Genomic DNA, 15,168 nt, shown 5'->3' with positions numbered 1-15,168 from the left:
ACCCGACAAGGACCGCCGCCCCATGAGCATCAACCTGAAAACCCTGATCAGCAAGTTGAACGACACCTGCCGCACGGCCGCCACGCGGGCGGCCAGTCTTTGCGTCGGCCTGGGACAGTATGAAGTCGACCTGGAGCACGTTTTCCTCGCGCTGCTGGAGCAGCCGCACAGCGATTTCGTGCTGATTGCCCGCAGGAGCGGCGTCAGCGTGAGCATGCTGGAAGCGGATTTGCGCGCCGAAGTGGCGCGCCTGCAGACGGGCAACACGCGCACGCCCGTGTTTTCCGTGCGCCTGCCCAAGCTGTTCGAGCATGCCTGGCTGATCGCTTCGCTCGATTTGCGCGCCGGGCGGCAGGTGAGCATCCGCAGCGGCCACCTGCTGCAGGCGCTGCTGACCGAGCCGGAACTGGCGCAGCTGGCCTACCGGGGCTCGGCGCTGTTCCACGAATTCAAGCTCGACGAGATCAAGCACGGGCTCGACAAGCTGACCGAAGGTTCGCAGGAAGCCGACGAGGCGGCGACGGGGCCGGAGGATGCGGGCGACGCCGGCGGCGATCCCGTGGGGGAACTGGCAAGTGCGGCGGCGTCGAAAACGCCGGCGCTGGATCAGTTCACCGTCAACCTGACGGCCCGCGCGCGCGCCGGCAAGGTCGATCCCGTGATCGGGCGCGACATGGAAATCCGCCAGGCGATCGACATCCTGATGCGGCGGCGCCAGAATAATCCCATCCTGACGGGCGAGGCGGGCGTCGGCAAGACGGCCGTGGTGGAGGGCCTGGCGCTGCGCATCGTGCAGGGCGACGTGCCCGACATTTTGCAGGGCGTGGAAATCCACACGCTGGACATGGGCCTGCTGCAGGCCGGCGCCAGCGTCAAGGGCGAGTTCGAGAACCGCCTGAAAAACGTCATCGCCGAAGTGGGCAAGAGCGCGCACGCCATCATCCTTTTCATCGACGAGGCGCACACGATGATCGGCGCCGGCGGCAGCGCCGGGCAGAACGATGCGGCGAACCTGCTGAAACCGGCGCTGGCGCGCGGCGAGCTGCGCACCATCGCTGCCACCACCTGGGGCGAATACAAAAAATATTTTGAAAAGGATGCGGCGCTGGCGCGCCGCTTCCAGGTCGTCAAGATCGAGGAACCGAGCGAAGAGCTGGCGTGCGCCATGTTGCGCGGCATGGCGCCGCTGATGGAACAGCATTTCAAGGTGCGCATCTTCGACGAGGCGATCACCGAAGCCGTGCGCCTGTCGCACCGCTACATCGCCGGCCGCCAGCTGCCGGACAAGGCCATCAGCGTGCTCGATACGGCTTGCGCCAGGGTGGCGCTGGGGCAGAGCGCCATGCCGGCCCTGCTCGACAGCGTGGCGCGCCGGCGCGAGCGCATCGATGCGGAAGCCTCGGCCCTGGTGCGCGAGGAGAGCGGCGGCGCGCGCCACGGCGCGCGGCTGCAGCTGCTCGACGCCGAACGCGGCGCCGCCACGCAGGAACACGCGCAGCTGGCCGCGCGCTGGGACAGCGAAAAGGCGCTGTCGGAACAGATCCAGGCGATCCGCCTCCAGCTCGAGGAGGGCACGCCGGCCGACGCGGGCCAGGGACGCGAGCTGCTGGCGCTGCAGGCCGAACTAGCGTCGCTGCAGGGCGAGACGCCGCTGGTGCCGGTGCAGGTCGACGGCCACGTGGTGGCGGAAATCGTCGCCGGCTGGACCGGCATCCCGCTGGGCAAGATGGTCAAGGATGAACTCAAGACGGTGCTGCGGCTGAAGGATTTGCTGCAGGAGCGCGTGCTGGGCCAGCCCCACGCGATCGAGGCGGTGGCGCAACGCGTGCGCACGGCGCGCGCCAACCTGGACGACCCGGACAAGCCGAAGGGCGTGTTCCTGTTCGTCGGCCCGTCCGGCATCGGCAAGACGGAAACGGCGCTGGCGCTGGCCGACGTGCTGTACGGCGGCGAACGCAAGCTCATTTCCATCAACATGAGCGAATACCAGGAAGCCCACAGCGTGTCGGGGCTGAAGGGTTCGCCGCCCGGCTATGTCGGCTATGGCGAAGGCGGCGTGCTGACCGAGGCCGTGCGCCGCAATCCGTACAGCGTGCTGCTGCTCGACGAGGTGGAAAAGGCGCATCCCGATGTCATGGAGCTGTTCTTCCAGGTCTTCGACAAGGGCGTGATGGACGATGCCGAGGGACGCGAGATCGATTTCAAGAATACCATCATCATCCTGACCTCGAACGTGGCGTCGGCCAGCATGATGCAGGCGTGCCTGAACCTGCCGCAAGAGCAGCTGCCGACGCCGGAGCAGCTCGAGCTGGCCATCCGCCCGCAATTGCTGAAGGTCTTCAAGCCCGCGTTCCTGGGGCGCCTGAAGGTGATTCCCTACTATCCGCTCGGCGACGATGTGCTGGCCAGTATCATCGGCCTGAAGCTGGGCCGGATCGCCGCGCGCATCGCCGCCAATCACCAGGCCGAGTTTATCTACGACGAGGCGCTGGTCGAGGCGGTGCTGGCGCGCTGCACCGAAGTCGATTCGGGTGCGCGCAATGTCGACAATATCCTGAACGGCAGCCTGCTGCCGGAAATCGCCGAAGCCGTGCTGGCGCGCATGGCCGAAGGGCAGGGCATCAGCCGTATCAAGGCCAGCGCCGGCAAGCAGGGCCAGTTCCGGTATACGATCAAATAGGCGTCAAGCCGCTTCAGTGGCCGCTGCCGGGCGCGATGCCCAGCAGCTCCTCGATGTGGGCCAGCGAGGCGCCGTCCTTGACCACGCCGCGCAGCCATTCGTGCAAATTCTGTTCGCCCGCGTTGGCGGCCTTGTCGGCGAAGTACGAGACGGGGCTGTGCGGCTCCGTCTGGCGGAAGTACTGCGCCACCTGGCGCAGCTGCGCCAGCGCCTGGGCGCGGCTTTGCAGTTCGCCGGGCGCCGCCGGCGGCAGCGCCGGCACGGCGGCCGGTGCCGCCAGGCCGCCAGCCGGCACCGGTGCGGCGGCGACGCTGGCGGCAGGGATGGTTACGGCCGCGGCGGGCAGGGCCAGCTGCATCGCCTGCAGGGCCTCGCGCGCCAGCGAAAAGCCCGGACTATCCTTGCCCAGGCGGCTATCGGCGGCCTGTTCCAGCTCGGCCAGCGCGTCCAGGCAGAACTGGGCGTCGGCGGCAAAGGCGGCGCGGAACTGCGCCGACGTGGCGCGCCGCGCCGCCTCCATGTCCACCAGCCTGGTGCCGTTGACGCCGTCCTGGTTGCTGGCTGCCCGCTTGCGCGCCGTCTCGAAGTCGATGGTCGACCAGCCGCCCGATTGCTTGTCCGTCAGTGCCATGGCGCGCACGAGGGATGGCGTGCGCGCCAGGATCCAGCTCAGGTTGCCGATGCGCTGCTCGTGGTCGTCGCCATCGGGCTGCGGGTACAGGCCCAGGTCCCAGTACTGGCGCAGCAGGCCGGCCAGCAGGCGATAGCCTTCGCCCAGACCGCGCAAATGGTCTTGCCTGGCGCTGGCTTCGGCCAGCCAGGCGGCGAGCCGCAAGTCCTTGCTCTTTTCGCCCAGCAGGGCGGCGCAGCGCTGCAGTACGAAGGCCCAGTCGGCTTCCTTCAGGTCGGTGACCCACTCACCCTGGTCGAGCGTGGGGTCGTCGAACTTGCGTGCCTGGCCGATGGCGTCGAAGTCGGTGGAGAAGGACAGGTCGACGCCGCATGGCTGCTCGGCGCTGATGGGAAGTAGGAGCTGGTCGGCTGAAATCATGTGTGTTCTCGGCAGTGGGGCGGATGGCTTGCTGGCGGCATGGCGGCCTTACTGGACCATGCGGAATTCGATGCGGCGGTTGCGCGCGCGGCCATCGGGGCTGTCATTGCTGGCGATGGGACGGTCCGGGCCCTGTCCGGAAGCGCTGAGCAGGTCACCGTCGATGCCCTTGCCGGCCAGGTAGGTCTTGACCGCCTCGGCGCGCGCCTGGCTCAGGTTCTGGTTGCTGGCGCGCAGTCCCAGGTTGTCGGTGTGGCCGATGATGTCCACCTTGCGGCCTGCCAGCTTGTGCAGCGCCGCGCTCATTTCGTCGAGGATGGCGCGGCCCGACGGCGTCAGCGTGGTCTTGCCGCTCTCGAATTCGATGGTGCGGTTGGCCAGCGCGCCGTCGAGGATATTCTGCTCGGAAGCGGACACGCGCAAGCCGTTGTTGACGGTGTACGTGGGATTGAGGCTGGTGGCGAAGTCGCTGGCGATCTTTTGCCGCTGCGCCTCGTTGGCCACTTCGCCGCGCACGCTGACCACGCTGCCTTCGATCTTCAGCTGGCCGCGGCGGATCTGCTTGAGGTCCGCCGTCAGCAGCTTTTGCACATAGGCGTTCCAGTTGGCCGGCTGCGCGACCGGGCCGACGGCGATCTGGTCGACGACCTTGTCGGCGCCATACAGTTCGCGAAGACGTACCAGCACCGCCGCCTTGGCCGCTTCGTCCGGCACCGTGCCGCTGGCCAGGACCTGGCCCGGTTGCGGCGTGGTGGCGGCGGGCGCCGAGACAGCGGCCGCCGGCGCGGCGGCGTTTTGCGCGCTGGCGCCGGCCGGCGCGAAGACCAGGCTGAGTAGGATGGCAAGGCGGATGTGGCGCATGATCAGGTCCCGATGAAGGCGGCACGAAACGTGTCGTGCGCCGATTTGAGTGACAGGTTGGCCTGCGCAAGGTAGCTCGAGGCTTTCTTGATGGCGTAGTCGCTGTTGGCGTGTTCCTCGACCCAGGCCAGGTCGTCGAAGGCGATGTGGTGTTCCAGCGCCGCCTGCGGTTCCATGATGGCGTGCAGGGTCTGCGCCGAGGCGCCGCAAAAGCCCAGCACCAGCGCATGGCGGCCGCGGATGCGGGTGATGAACAGCGCCAGTTCGAAGTCGGCGCGCGCCAGGAACGGGGCGATCAGGTGCATCCAGAAGGCCGCCACCAGGTTGCGGTACAGCGGGTCGGCCGGCAGCGGCAATTCCAGGCTTTTTTCCAGCCGGCTGGAGCTGCTGGCCATGACGGGCTGCAGCAGCATGCCCAGGGCCAGCAGCACCTGGCGCACGGAGCCGCCAAAACCCGTGGGCGCCAGCAGGGCGTCGAGCGCGCCCACCGTCTGCAAGGCGAGGAAATCGTCGAAGGCGGCATCGTAGGCGCTGCCGCGCAAGTCCAGTTCGATGCTGGCGCCCGCGGCGGCGGCCGGCAGCGCGGCGCCGGCCGCCGCACCGCACATCTCGGTGCTCAGGGCATCGAGGCGGTTCCACAGGCGCGACAGCACCAGCGGACTGGTCGGCACGAAGCCGGCCGGCTGCGCCACGTCCATGGCGCCCATCATCAGGAAGGGAAAGCGGCGCGACGAGGCATCGCTGCTGGCGGCGATATGCCCGGCGATGGCGCGGCCGCGACGCGGGCCGATGAAGGCGAAATGCAGCGGCGGCAGCGCATCGTAGGTGAGCTTCCAGCGCGCATCGGCCGTCATCAGTTCCATGGCGTTGGCCAGCCAGTCATCGAGCATCTTCAGCAGGGCCGGGTTGTCGCCGTGCTTGATGAAGTCGCCGCGGCTGGGGATCTTGCCGAAATAGCCGATCTGGGTAACGGTAGGGCGGCTCATGGCGTGTTCCCGGCGATGGCGGTGGCCGTTTCCGGCGCGCCGATGGCGACCGATTCCGGCAGTTTCAGGCCACGGAAACCCTGGTTGCCGGCGGAGGTGGCGGCCGGCGCGGGCGCGGCCACGATCTTCAGGTTGGCCGTCACGGTGACGCCGCTGTTCTCCCAACTCAGTTCGAATACGCCGCCCTCCTTGCGCGTGCGCCTGGCCGAGTCGATCATCTTCTTCAGGCCGAAATGCCCCGGTTCGTTCAGCAGCACCACGGTGCGCCCTTCCGGCGTGATGGCGCTGATGCGCGAGCCGGGCACGCCCTGCGGGTTGGGCCAGACCATGTGCACCCAGGGCTGCGGCTGGCCGCGCCAGCGCAGCGCCTGGCCATCGATTTCGATCGTATATTCGGTGGCGCCGGGCGCATTCAGTGCCTGCAGGTCGAAGCGCGTCTGCGCTTCGGCGGCGCCGGCCGCCGTGGCCACGCCGTTGGCGCTGAGCGGGGCGACCCAGCCGGGCAGGCTGGCCACCACCGGCGGCGCCAGGGTGATGCCCATCGCGGCCCAGGTCCTGGCGCTGATGGCGTCGCCGCGCCGCACGACCAGCGGGCCGATGGTGGTGTTGAAGAACTTGGCGATGGCGCCTTCCGGACCGAATACCTGGCCGATGTCGGCATTGCTTGCCTCGATGCGCGAGTCGGGCGCGAACGGATATTTCGGCGCCAGGGTTTTCTGGAACGGTTCGAGCACCTGCGCCAGCCAGACCTTGTTGATCTCCGTCTCGGTGGGCTTGACGATGACGGCGAACGTCTGCATCAGCGGGCGTACCAGCAGCGGGCGGATGGCCTGCTTTTGCTGGTCGCTCATGCCGGTCAGCATCTGCTCGTCCACGTACTTGAGCGCGTCGGCCAGCTCCGAGCCGCTGCCATCGAGCGTCTGCTGCATCAGCTGCTTGGCGCCGGGTCCCGTGTCGCCCTGGTTCTTGATCTGGTTGAGGCGCACGCGCAGCTTCGACAGGGCCGCGAGGTAGCCGCGCATGGGCGAGGCTTCCTTGTCGCGTGCCACCACCAGGCGCGCCACGCCGGAAAATTCGCGGCCGACGGGCCCCATCGGCATGGCGCCGCCGACCTGGCCCACCGCCGTGGCGGCGGGCTTCTGGCGCAGCACCGTTTCGCGGAACCAGTCCATCGCCCCGCGCTGGGCGCGCTGCAAGCCCTGGCCCAGCAGCGAAGGGTTGTCCCACGAGGTTTCCTGGTACACCGTCTCGATCAGCTTGTTGAGGGGCGACGCTTGCGGATCGCCGAGGCGGTTCATCGCCTGCGCCGCGTTGTCGAAACCGTTCAATTCGCGGATGCTGACGCCCTGGATGAATTTCTGCCACTCCCTGGCGTAATCGGTCTTGTACAGTTCCACCAGCGCCTTCTGGATCTGTTCCGGGCTGCCTTCCAGGGTCAGGTCATCCTTCGACGCCGTCTTGAGCACCCAGTCGGCGCTTTGCAATTCGCGGTTGGCCGCTTCCTGGAACGCCTGCTGGATGTATTTTTCCCACGCGTCGCGTGTGAAAGTGCCGGGGATGGCGTAGCTGCCCAGCACCAGTTCCTTGTCCTGCTCGCCAACGATGCGCGCCACCGTCATCGACGGGAAGCGCGTGGCGGCGCGCGCCTTCACATCCGCATACACGCGGTCGCGCGCCGGCATGCCGCGCACCACGCGGCGCAGGCTGTCGCGCGACTGGTCGGCCAGGGCCAGCTTGTTCTCGATCTGCGGCCAGGACGGGTCGTCGATCTGCGTCAGGTAGAACGAGATCAGGCGCTCGGCGCTGCGGATCATCTGTTCGCGCGGCATGTTACCCCGATTGGCGTCGAGCCAGCCGCGCCAGTAGCGGGTCAGCTGGTCGTTCAGGTGGCTGGCCTCGGCGCGCGACTTGTCGCCCAGCATCAAGTAGGTTTTCAGGGCATTGTAGGCATCCTCCACATTCGTCGGCGCGGCATCCTTGAAGGGCTGGTTTGCCGCAGTGACTGGCGTACTGGCTGGCGGATTGGCTGTGGTGGCGGCCGTCGTGCCGGCCGGCACGGCCGTCAGCGGCTGCAGCCGGTCGGCGCCCGCGTTTACTTCCGCGAGGAACGACTCCAGCGATTGCGCCACCGGCGCGAGCATGACTTCCTTGAGGCCGGAAAAATACTCTTCGCGCAGTTTGCGCTCCAGCAAGTCGCCCTGGTACAAGCCCAGGCTGAGCGCCAGCGGCCGCTTGCTGCGGTACGCTTCCAGCTGCTCGATGCGGTCCTGCATGATTTCCAGGGCCTGGAAGCGCGACTGCAAATCCAGGCGCTGGTCCTGCACCTTGATGGCTTGCTCCAGGTCGGCCTGGACGTTGGCCGCCAGCTGGCGGTTGGCCAGGTAGGACCAGCTCCAGCCGCCCAGCGCCAGACCGGCCAGCGCGATGGCGGTGAAAAACGTGGCATAGCGCAAGCGCGTCTTGCGCGGGCTGGCGTATTGCGCCACCAGTTCCCGGTCGGCAAAGATCACCTTGCGGAACAGGTTCAGCAGGAAGTAGCCGTGCTGGTCCTGGACCTGCACCGCCTTGTGTTCCTGCTGCTGCGGCTTGAGGTCGAAGCGCTGCGCCACCCGTTCCGACGAGGCGGAGACGGAAGCGCCTTCCTGCAGCGCGCTGGTGAAATAGAAACCGCGGAAGACGGGCTTGAACTGGAACGGATTTTCCTCGAACAGGGTGGCGATGAAGGCGCGCAGCGGCCCCTTCACGGAGCTGAATTCCAGCGGGAAGGTGAACACGCCGGGCGGCATGCGCTCGCGTCCCAGCAGCGACATATTGGCCAGGCTGAGGTCCTTCAGGCCATCGTACAGCTCGTCGAAGCGCTGGTCGAACTGCTCCAGCACATCCTGCTTCGAGCTGTTGACGCTGTAGGGCAGGGTGGCGCCCCAGACCTTGTCGCGTTCGGCGCGCTCGGCATCCTGGAAAAATTCGCTAAAGCCGGTGATCAGGTCGGCCTTGGTGAATACCACGTACACGGGCGCATGGACTTCCAGCTTCTCCGTCAGTTCCTGCACGCGCTGGCGCAGGTTCTTGGCCAGTTCGATGGCGAATTCGGGCTTGCTGCCGGTCAGCTCGGCAATGCTGACGGCGATGATGATGCCGTTGATCGGCGCGCGCTTGCGGTGCTTTTTCAGCAGGTTGAGGAAACCGAACCATTCGGCGCGGTCTTCATCGTTGATGGCGTAGCGACCGGCCGTGTCGAGCAGGATGCCGTCGGTGGTGAAAAACCAGTCGCAGTTGCGCGTGCCGCCCATGCCTTGCACGATCTTGCTGTCGACAAAAGGAAACTGCAGGCCGGAATTGGCGATCGCCGTGCTCTTGCCGGCGGCGGGATTGCCGATGATCATGTACCACGGCAATTCATACAGCGCGGCATCGCCCGACAGCTGGCCCAGCCGCGATGTCTTGATGGTATTGATCGCTTCCAGCATGCGCTTGCGGATGGCTTCGGTTTCCTCGCGCTGCACCGGACCGGCCTTGGACGCGGCGCTGGCCGCCTGCTGCTCCAGCATGCTGTTGAAGCTGGCGCCCTCGCGCCGGCGCCGGCGGCGGCGCAGCCACCACACGATGGCGCCCAGCAGCGCCGCCGCGGCCAGGAAGGGCAGCAGCCGGATGGCCGGCCAGTCGAAAATGACGGCGCAGGCGAACAGCAGCAGGATGGCGGCCGCGATGCCGAGGATGAGCAGGCTGGTGCGTGAAGTCAGGAAGTGCCAGAATCGTTGCATCATAGTTTTATAGTGTGCAAACCGTTAAGGTGCGTGAATGGGGCGTCGCTGTATCAGGTGGTGCTGTGACTGCTTTTTGCGGGGGGACCAATGACGAGGGCGCCGCGCTGGAGTGGATCAAGGTTGCTGAGACATAAGACGTGCGCGCCGTCGTCGGCCGCCGCCTGCCGCGCCATGGCCAATGCGGCCAGCGTCGTGACGGCGCCGCACTGGCCGCATGCGGCGCCGACGCCCAGCACCTGCTCGCCCAGGTCCAGCTGGGGCAGGAGGGCAGCGGCGCATTGCATCAGTTCGAGCATGCGGTTGGCGCGCTGGTCGGTATCGGCGCTGACCAGCGCGATGCCGGCCGTCGCCTCGTCGCCTGCCGCCGCCAGCGCCTGCCTGCCCAGGTCCGCCAGCATGTTCTTGTCGGCTGCTCCCCGCTGGCTGGCGCCCTGCGGCAGTTCGCCCGTGGCGGCGCGGTGCAGCAGGACTGGCGCCGGCTCGTCCAGTGGTGGCGCCGCGCCAGGGATGGCCAGCAGCAGGCCGGCCGCGCCTTCGCCGGGAATCTGTCCTTGCGCCTGGCTGGCGCTGAACAGCTGGCCCTGGCTCGCCAGGACATGCACGCGCAGCTCGCCCAGGTGCGAATCGCAGGCCAGCACGATGGACAGGCAGGGCGGCTGCTGTGGCGTCGCGTGCCCGGCAAGCTGGTTCAAGAGGACAAACGGCGCCAGTTGCCGGGTGGCCGGTTCGGTGGGCGGCAGCAACTGCTGCGCTGGCCAGCCCTGCTCGCGCGTCAGTTGGCGCAGCCAGGCGTCGCCGGCCTGGTGCTGGGCGGCGCTCCACGAGGCCGGCATCAGCAGGTGCAGCCGCAGCATGGGCAGCGCGCTGGCCGGCGAGGCCGGTGCGCCTGCGGACAGCGCATGCTGCTGGGCTTCGTCCACCAGTTCGGCCAGCACCACGGCGCCCAGGGCCAGCGCGCGCAAGTCTTCCGGATTGAAGGGAAACGGTTCGCTCGCCAGGTCGGCTTGCGGATGCTCGCGCAGCCAGGCGGCCAGCAATTGCTGCTGCAGCTCTTCGTCGATGCCGTCCACCCTGGCACACAGCAGGGGATAGCCATCTTCATCGAGCAGCTGGCTGTCGAGCGCGGGACGGCTTTGGCGGGAGCGCATGGCGGCCAGCAATTCTGACGGCGTGGCGCCGCCCGGCATGCGCAGGCTGGCCGCCACGATATGCAGCGGCACCGGCGCCGCGGGAGGTGTCGCCGCCTCGGCCTGGAGGGGGGCGGCAAGGCCCGGCGCCGCCAGGGCTGGCCCGGCCAGCAGCCTGGCCAGCACTTTTTTACCCAGCCACAGCAGCAATAGCAGTGCCAGCGGCAGTGCCAGCATGGCGCCGGCCAGTTCGCCCGGCGTCGGCATGCGCGTGCTGTCGCGCCAGTAGGCGATGGCGCCCGTCCAGCTCAGCGCAAAGACGGACACGCTCAACAGGCAGCGTCGCAACCAGGGGCGCATCAGCGGGCTCCTCCGCGTATGGGCAGGGCCGTCATGCCTGGTCGATGGTAGCTTGCTGGCTGGCGATCAGCAGCGCCCCACAGCTGGTCTTGTCGCCGTGGCGCGCCACGGGCTTGCCATCGACGATGAAGCCGGGGTCGCCGCTGACGATGGGGCACACGCCATGGCCGGGCAGGGGGCAGGCAACCTTGTCGCCGACCCGCGCCATGCCGATGCCGCCGCTGTCGCTCACCGCCGATGCTTCCAGCACGGTGCCGCCATGCGATGTCTTGTCGCCTAATCTGATTACCGGACCCGCCATACGCGCTCCCTTCAGTGTTTTTTCATTACGCCGGGCAGGCGCAGTTCGGTATGTCCGAAATCCATCATCTTCCAGCGTCCGCCCCAGGTCATGCCGACCGATTCGGCCACTTCGCCATACAGCTGGTAGCCGCGCATGGCCCACGGATCCTTCTCGGAAATGACCAGCTTGCCATTGCGCAGGAAGGCGCAGTCGGCCGCCAGGCCGTACTGGTGCCAGCTTTGAAAGGCGGCCGCGTTGCTGACGTTGGGACCCATGCCCGCCAACATGTCTTGCCGCTCGGGACTGCGGTAGCCTTCCAGCAGCGCCATCTCGTAGCCGTGTTTTTCCTTCATGATCTTGAAGACCAGCAGCAGGCGCTGGGCGTATTCCACATTCAGCAAGGTCCAGTTGCGGCTGGCCGATACCAGCAGCGGGCGCTCCTGGCGCACTTCTTCGGTGGCAAACACCAGCGGCGGCAGGTCGACGGGCGGCACCAGCTGCTCACCCTGCAACAGGCTGGCCACCTGCGTATTCATTTCCCGCGTCGACACATCGTAGGCGCCCAGCATGGATTTGCTGTCGGCCATCAGGGCCAGCAGGGTCGGCAGGCTGATCGCGGCCACGCCCGCGAGACACAGCAGGTAATGACGGCGCAGCAGCTCGGCAGTGCGGGCCCACAGCGTGGCGCATCGCTGTGCCAGGCTGGCCATGCCCGACTGCCGGCGCCTGGTCACGCGCTGCAGGCAGGCCGCCAGGCGCTGCTCCGCGCCGTCGACGGCGTGCAGCACGAAATCGCGCCCGGCCGGGAACAGGATCAGCCAGCTGATCAGGCATGCCAGGATGAAATACAGCGCTACCGCGAGTAGGAACACGCTAACCTCAATCAGGAAATGTTTGGCTGCGGGAAACGGTGCTGTCCATCACAGAAAACAGGGAAGCGATGGATATTGCCTGGAAGTATATCTTACAAAACTGATAATTAAGGGGGGCTTTTTTCAATTGTGCGGGGGGTGCGCACTGTTGATTTTATGGCACGCGTCATGATTTTGTTGAATAGCGTAAAGTCTTGCAAATATTACAGGAGCGCACATTTTGCGAACTCATGACGATAGCCCCCGGCTCCCGGCCCGGCCCAGCCTGTTGACCCAGGCGCAGCAGGCGGAGGCCGACCGTAACCGCATCCTGACCACGCTCGAGGGTGGCAATACCGGCTCGCCCGTCAGGGCCAGGCGCGGCAGTCTGGCGCTGCGCGGGGGCATGGGCGCGGTGGCCGCGCTGCTGCTCTTGTTGGCCGCCGGCGTCTGGCTGGGCCAGCGCGGAGAACGGGCTGGCGACGACGCTGCGCCGCTTTCCCTGCCCGCCGCCACCGCCGTACCCGCCGTCGTGGCGGCGCCGCCGGCCGTTGCCAGCATCCATGACGAGGCGCCGCCCGGCGCAGCCGCACCGCAGCAGAGCCTGAGCGAGATGCTCGATGCCGGCGCGACCGCCACAACCGCCACTGCCGCTGCCCGGAACGCGAGTGCCGCGCATCCCGGCGATGTGCTGAGCAAGGCGCTGGAAACGCCATCGCCACCACCGGCTGCAGCGAAACCGGTGGCCAAGGCGCCCCGTCCGGCAGCCAAAAAGCCAGCGGCGAAAGGGCCTGCTGCCACGCCCGTGCGCCGCGCGGAAGACAGCGATATCGCCCTGCTGTCGGCCCTGCTTGCCCACGCGCAGGCCGCGCCGGCGCAAAAGAAAACCGCGTCCGGCCTGCGGGCCCAGTTGCAGCAATGCGCGGCGCTCAAGCGCGACGCGGCCGTGGCCTGCCGCGCGCGCGCCTGCCAGGGCCATACCGACAACGCGCAATGCAAGGCCGGGCAAGCTGCCGCGAAAGACGGAAAATGAGTGCCGCCAGCGCCGATCAGGTCAACGCTTCCCTGGCTGGTTTCAGCAGCGTGACGCGGCTGTATGAACTGTCGCTGGACGGCGGCGAAGGCGGGACGGCGCAGTGGCTGGTGGAAGCGTTTGTCGCCGACGAACAGTTGCAGACCGTGGGCGCGCGCGACATCATCGTGCTGTCCACGCAGGCGAATGTGGCGCTGGCGCCGTTGCTGGGCAAGCCGGCCGCGCTGCACGCCAGCCTGGCCGATGGCAGCCGCGCTGTCTTTAGCGGCTATATCAGCGCTGCCGCCATGCTGGGCAGCGATGGCGGACTGGCCCGTTTCCGGCTGCGCCTGACGCCGTGGTTATGGCTGTTGAGCCAGGTACGCAACAGCCGCGTCTGGCAAGACAAGAGCGTGATCGAGATCGTCGACAGCGTGTTCCAGGCCTACGCGCCGCAAGCCGACTGGCGCTGGAGCGGCGATACCGGGCCGTTCATGGCCGAGGCGCAGCCGCGCAGCTATTGCTGCCAGTACCGCGAGTCGGACCTGGCCTTCGTCACGCGCCTGCTGGGCGAAGAAGGCCTGGCCTGGCGTTTCGAAGAACACGAGGGAGGCCATTGCCTGGTGCTGTTCGCCGACAGCAGCGCCCTGAGCGCGGTGCCGGAAGATGCCAGCAGCGCGCAAGGCGGCGGCATCCGTTTTCAGGGCGCGCGGGCCATGGAACAGGCCGATTCCATCCAGGCGCTGTGCCGGGCACACGGCTTGCGCACGGCGGTGGCAACAGTGCTCAGCTACGATTACAAGGCCAAGAAGGCCGTCGGCGCCAGCGTGCCCACGCGGCTGGCACCGGGCGGGAAAAGCGCGCCCGCGCTGGAAAGCTATGACACGCCCGGCCAGTATTTTTATGCCAGTGCGGCCCAGGCCGAACGCTATGCCTTGCTGCAGATGCAGGCGATCGAAGCGCGCGGCGAGCGCTGGCAGGCGCGTTCGACCGTGCGCACCTTGCGTGCCGGCACGCGCTTTACCCTGACGCAGGGACCGCTGCAGCAGGACGGCGCCGAGGCGCCGGCGCTGGTGGTGCTGCGCGTGTGCAGCGTGGGCGTGAATAATCTGCCGGCGCCCGCCAGGCAGGGCTTGGCTGAACTGTTCGGCCCCATTCCCGAATTGCTGCAGGAAAGCCTGGCTGGCCAGGCGCTGGCGCCGCGCGATATCGCGCATTTCCCGCAAGTGATCGCGCAGGCGGCCGAGAGCGGCTATGCCAACCATATTGAAGCGATCGCGGCCGATACGCCATGGCGCCCCGTGCATGACGGCGGCGACGCGCGCCACCACCCGAAACCGACGGCCTGCGGCAGCCAGAGCGCCATCGTCGTCGGCGCCGACGGCGGCACCAGCGCCAGCGGCGGCAGCGAAATCCATTGCGACAAGCTGGGCCGGGTGCGCATCCGTTTCCACTGGCAACTTGACGGCAGCGCCACCTGCTGGGTGCGCGTGGCGCAGCGCTCGGCCGGCGGCGGCATGGGCAGCCAGTTCCTGCCGCGCATCGGCCAGGAAGTGCTGGTGCAATTTCTGGAAAGCGATATCGACCGGCCCATCATCGTCGGCGCCCTGTACAACGGGCAAGGCGAGGGCGGCGTCGCGCCCTCGCCGGGCGGCATCACGGACAAGCCCGCGGACGCCAGCGTCTTCGAGCCGGCGCGTGACCATGCGCCATCGGCGCAGGGCAACGTGGCTGGCGGCAACAGCCCGCTCTGGCATGGCGCGGCTGGCGGTAGCGCGGGCCATCGCAACGGCGCGGCGCAATGGGGCATCCGCAGCAAGGAATTCGGCGCCGCCGGCTCCGGCTCTGGCTACAACCAGTTGCTGTTCGACGATACCGACCAGCAGGGGCGCATCCAGCTCAAGAGCAGCCATGCGGCAAGCGAACTCAATCTTGGCCACCTGATCCATGCGGCCGACAATTACCGGGGCAGCCTGCGCGGCACGGGCGCCGAGCTGCGCACCGACGCTTACGGCGCCGTGCGGGCCGGTGCCGGCCTGCTCATTTCCAGCTACCTCGTCAACCATGACGCGCAGGCGCGCGATCCGGCCGGCGACAATGCACCGGGCATGGTCTTGCTCAAGCAGGCAGCCAAGCTGGGTGCAACCTTCAGCGCCGCCGCCGTCACGCACAAGACGGTCGCGTATGCCAGCC

At 67.8% G+C, this 15,168-nt stretch carries 10 protein-coding genes; 3 read left to right on the top strand and 7 right to left on the bottom strand.

Annotation, left to right across the window (positions count from 1 at the left end; translation table 11 throughout):
* The first annotated feature begins 22 nt into the window (after window positions 1–22).
* The gene (gene tssH / locus CSQ93_RS26655) at window positions 23–2,680 is read left to right on the top strand and encodes a type VI secretion system ATPase TssH (RefSeq protein ID WP_099380632.1); all 2,658 of its coding nucleotides are present in this window, start codon (window positions 23–25) and stop codon (window positions 2,678–2,680) included.
* Window positions 2,681–2,693: 13 nt separating this feature from the next.
* Here tssH and tssA read toward each other — a convergent pair whose 3' ends face one another.
* Genes tssA through CSQ93_RS26620 form a run of 7 tightly spaced genes read right to left on the bottom strand, consistent with a single transcriptional unit; the run spans window position 2,694 to window position 11,984 of the window.
* On the bottom strand, window positions 2,694–3,731 hold the full coding sequence (gene tssA, locus CSQ93_RS26650; RefSeq protein ID WP_099380631.1) for a type VI secretion system protein TssA: 1,038 nt from the start codon (window positions 3,729–3,731) through the stop codon (window positions 2,694–2,696).
* A 48-nt stretch (window positions 3,732–3,779) separates the two neighbouring features.
* Window positions 3,780–4,592, bottom strand: a complete 813-nt coding sequence (locus CSQ93_RS26645) for an OmpA family protein (protein ID WP_099380630.1) — start codon at window positions 4,590–4,592, stop codon at window positions 3,780–3,782.
* Window positions 4,593–4,594: 2 nt separating this feature from the next.
* Window positions 4,595–5,578, bottom strand: coding sequence for a type VI secretion system-associated protein TagF (gene tagF, locus CSQ93_RS26640; RefSeq protein WP_099380629.1), 984 nt, complete (start codon window positions 5,576–5,578; stop codon window positions 4,595–4,597).
* Window positions 5,575–9,339 (bottom strand): type VI secretion system membrane subunit TssM, encoded by a 3,765-nt coding sequence (gene tssM / locus CSQ93_RS26635; protein WP_099380655.1) that lies wholly within the window; start codon window positions 9,337–9,339, stop codon window positions 5,575–5,577. Before tssM ends, tagF begins: the two co-directional genes overlap by 4 nt.
* A 53-nt stretch (window positions 9,340–9,392) precedes the next feature.
* Window positions 9,393–10,829, bottom strand: a complete 1,437-nt coding sequence (locus CSQ93_RS26630; protein ID WP_099380628.1) for a hypothetical protein — start codon at window positions 10,827–10,829, stop codon at window positions 9,393–9,395.
* A gap of 31 nt (window positions 10,830–10,860) precedes the next feature.
* Window positions 10,861–11,130: a PAAR domain-containing protein gene (locus tag CSQ93_RS26625; protein WP_099380627.1), complete on the bottom strand. Its 270-nt coding sequence runs from the start codon at window positions 11,128–11,130 to the stop codon at window positions 10,861–10,863.
* Window positions 11,131–11,141: 11 nt separating this feature from the next.
* The gene (locus CSQ93_RS26620) at window positions 11,142–11,984 is read right to left on the bottom strand and encodes a M15 family metallopeptidase (protein ID WP_199534525.1); all 843 of its coding nucleotides are present in this window, start codon (window positions 11,982–11,984) and stop codon (window positions 11,142–11,144) included.
* 220 nt (window positions 11,985–12,204) lie between these two features.
* On the opposite strand from CSQ93_RS26620, the gene CSQ93_RS26615 reads away from it, so the two are divergent.
* Window positions 12,205–12,996 carry a hypothetical protein gene (locus CSQ93_RS26615; RefSeq protein WP_158301379.1) on the top strand — a complete coding sequence of 264 codons (792 nt, stop codon included), beginning with the start codon at window positions 12,205–12,207 and terminating at the stop codon, window positions 12,994–12,996.
* On the top strand, window positions 12,993–15,168 hold a 2,176-nt coding region (locus CSQ93_RS26610; RefSeq protein ID WP_099380625.1), incomplete at its 3' end, for a type VI secretion system Vgr family protein. The genes CSQ93_RS26615 and CSQ93_RS26610, both read left to right, overlap by 4 nt.

This window comes from Janthinobacterium sp. BJB426 (assembly GCF_002735705.1).
Lineage (GTDB): Bacteria > Pseudomonadota > Gammaproteobacteria > Burkholderiales > Burkholderiaceae_D > Janthinobacterium.
The sequence above is the reverse complement of the archived record's forward strand: the minus strand, read 5'-3'. Positions and strand labels throughout refer to the sequence as shown.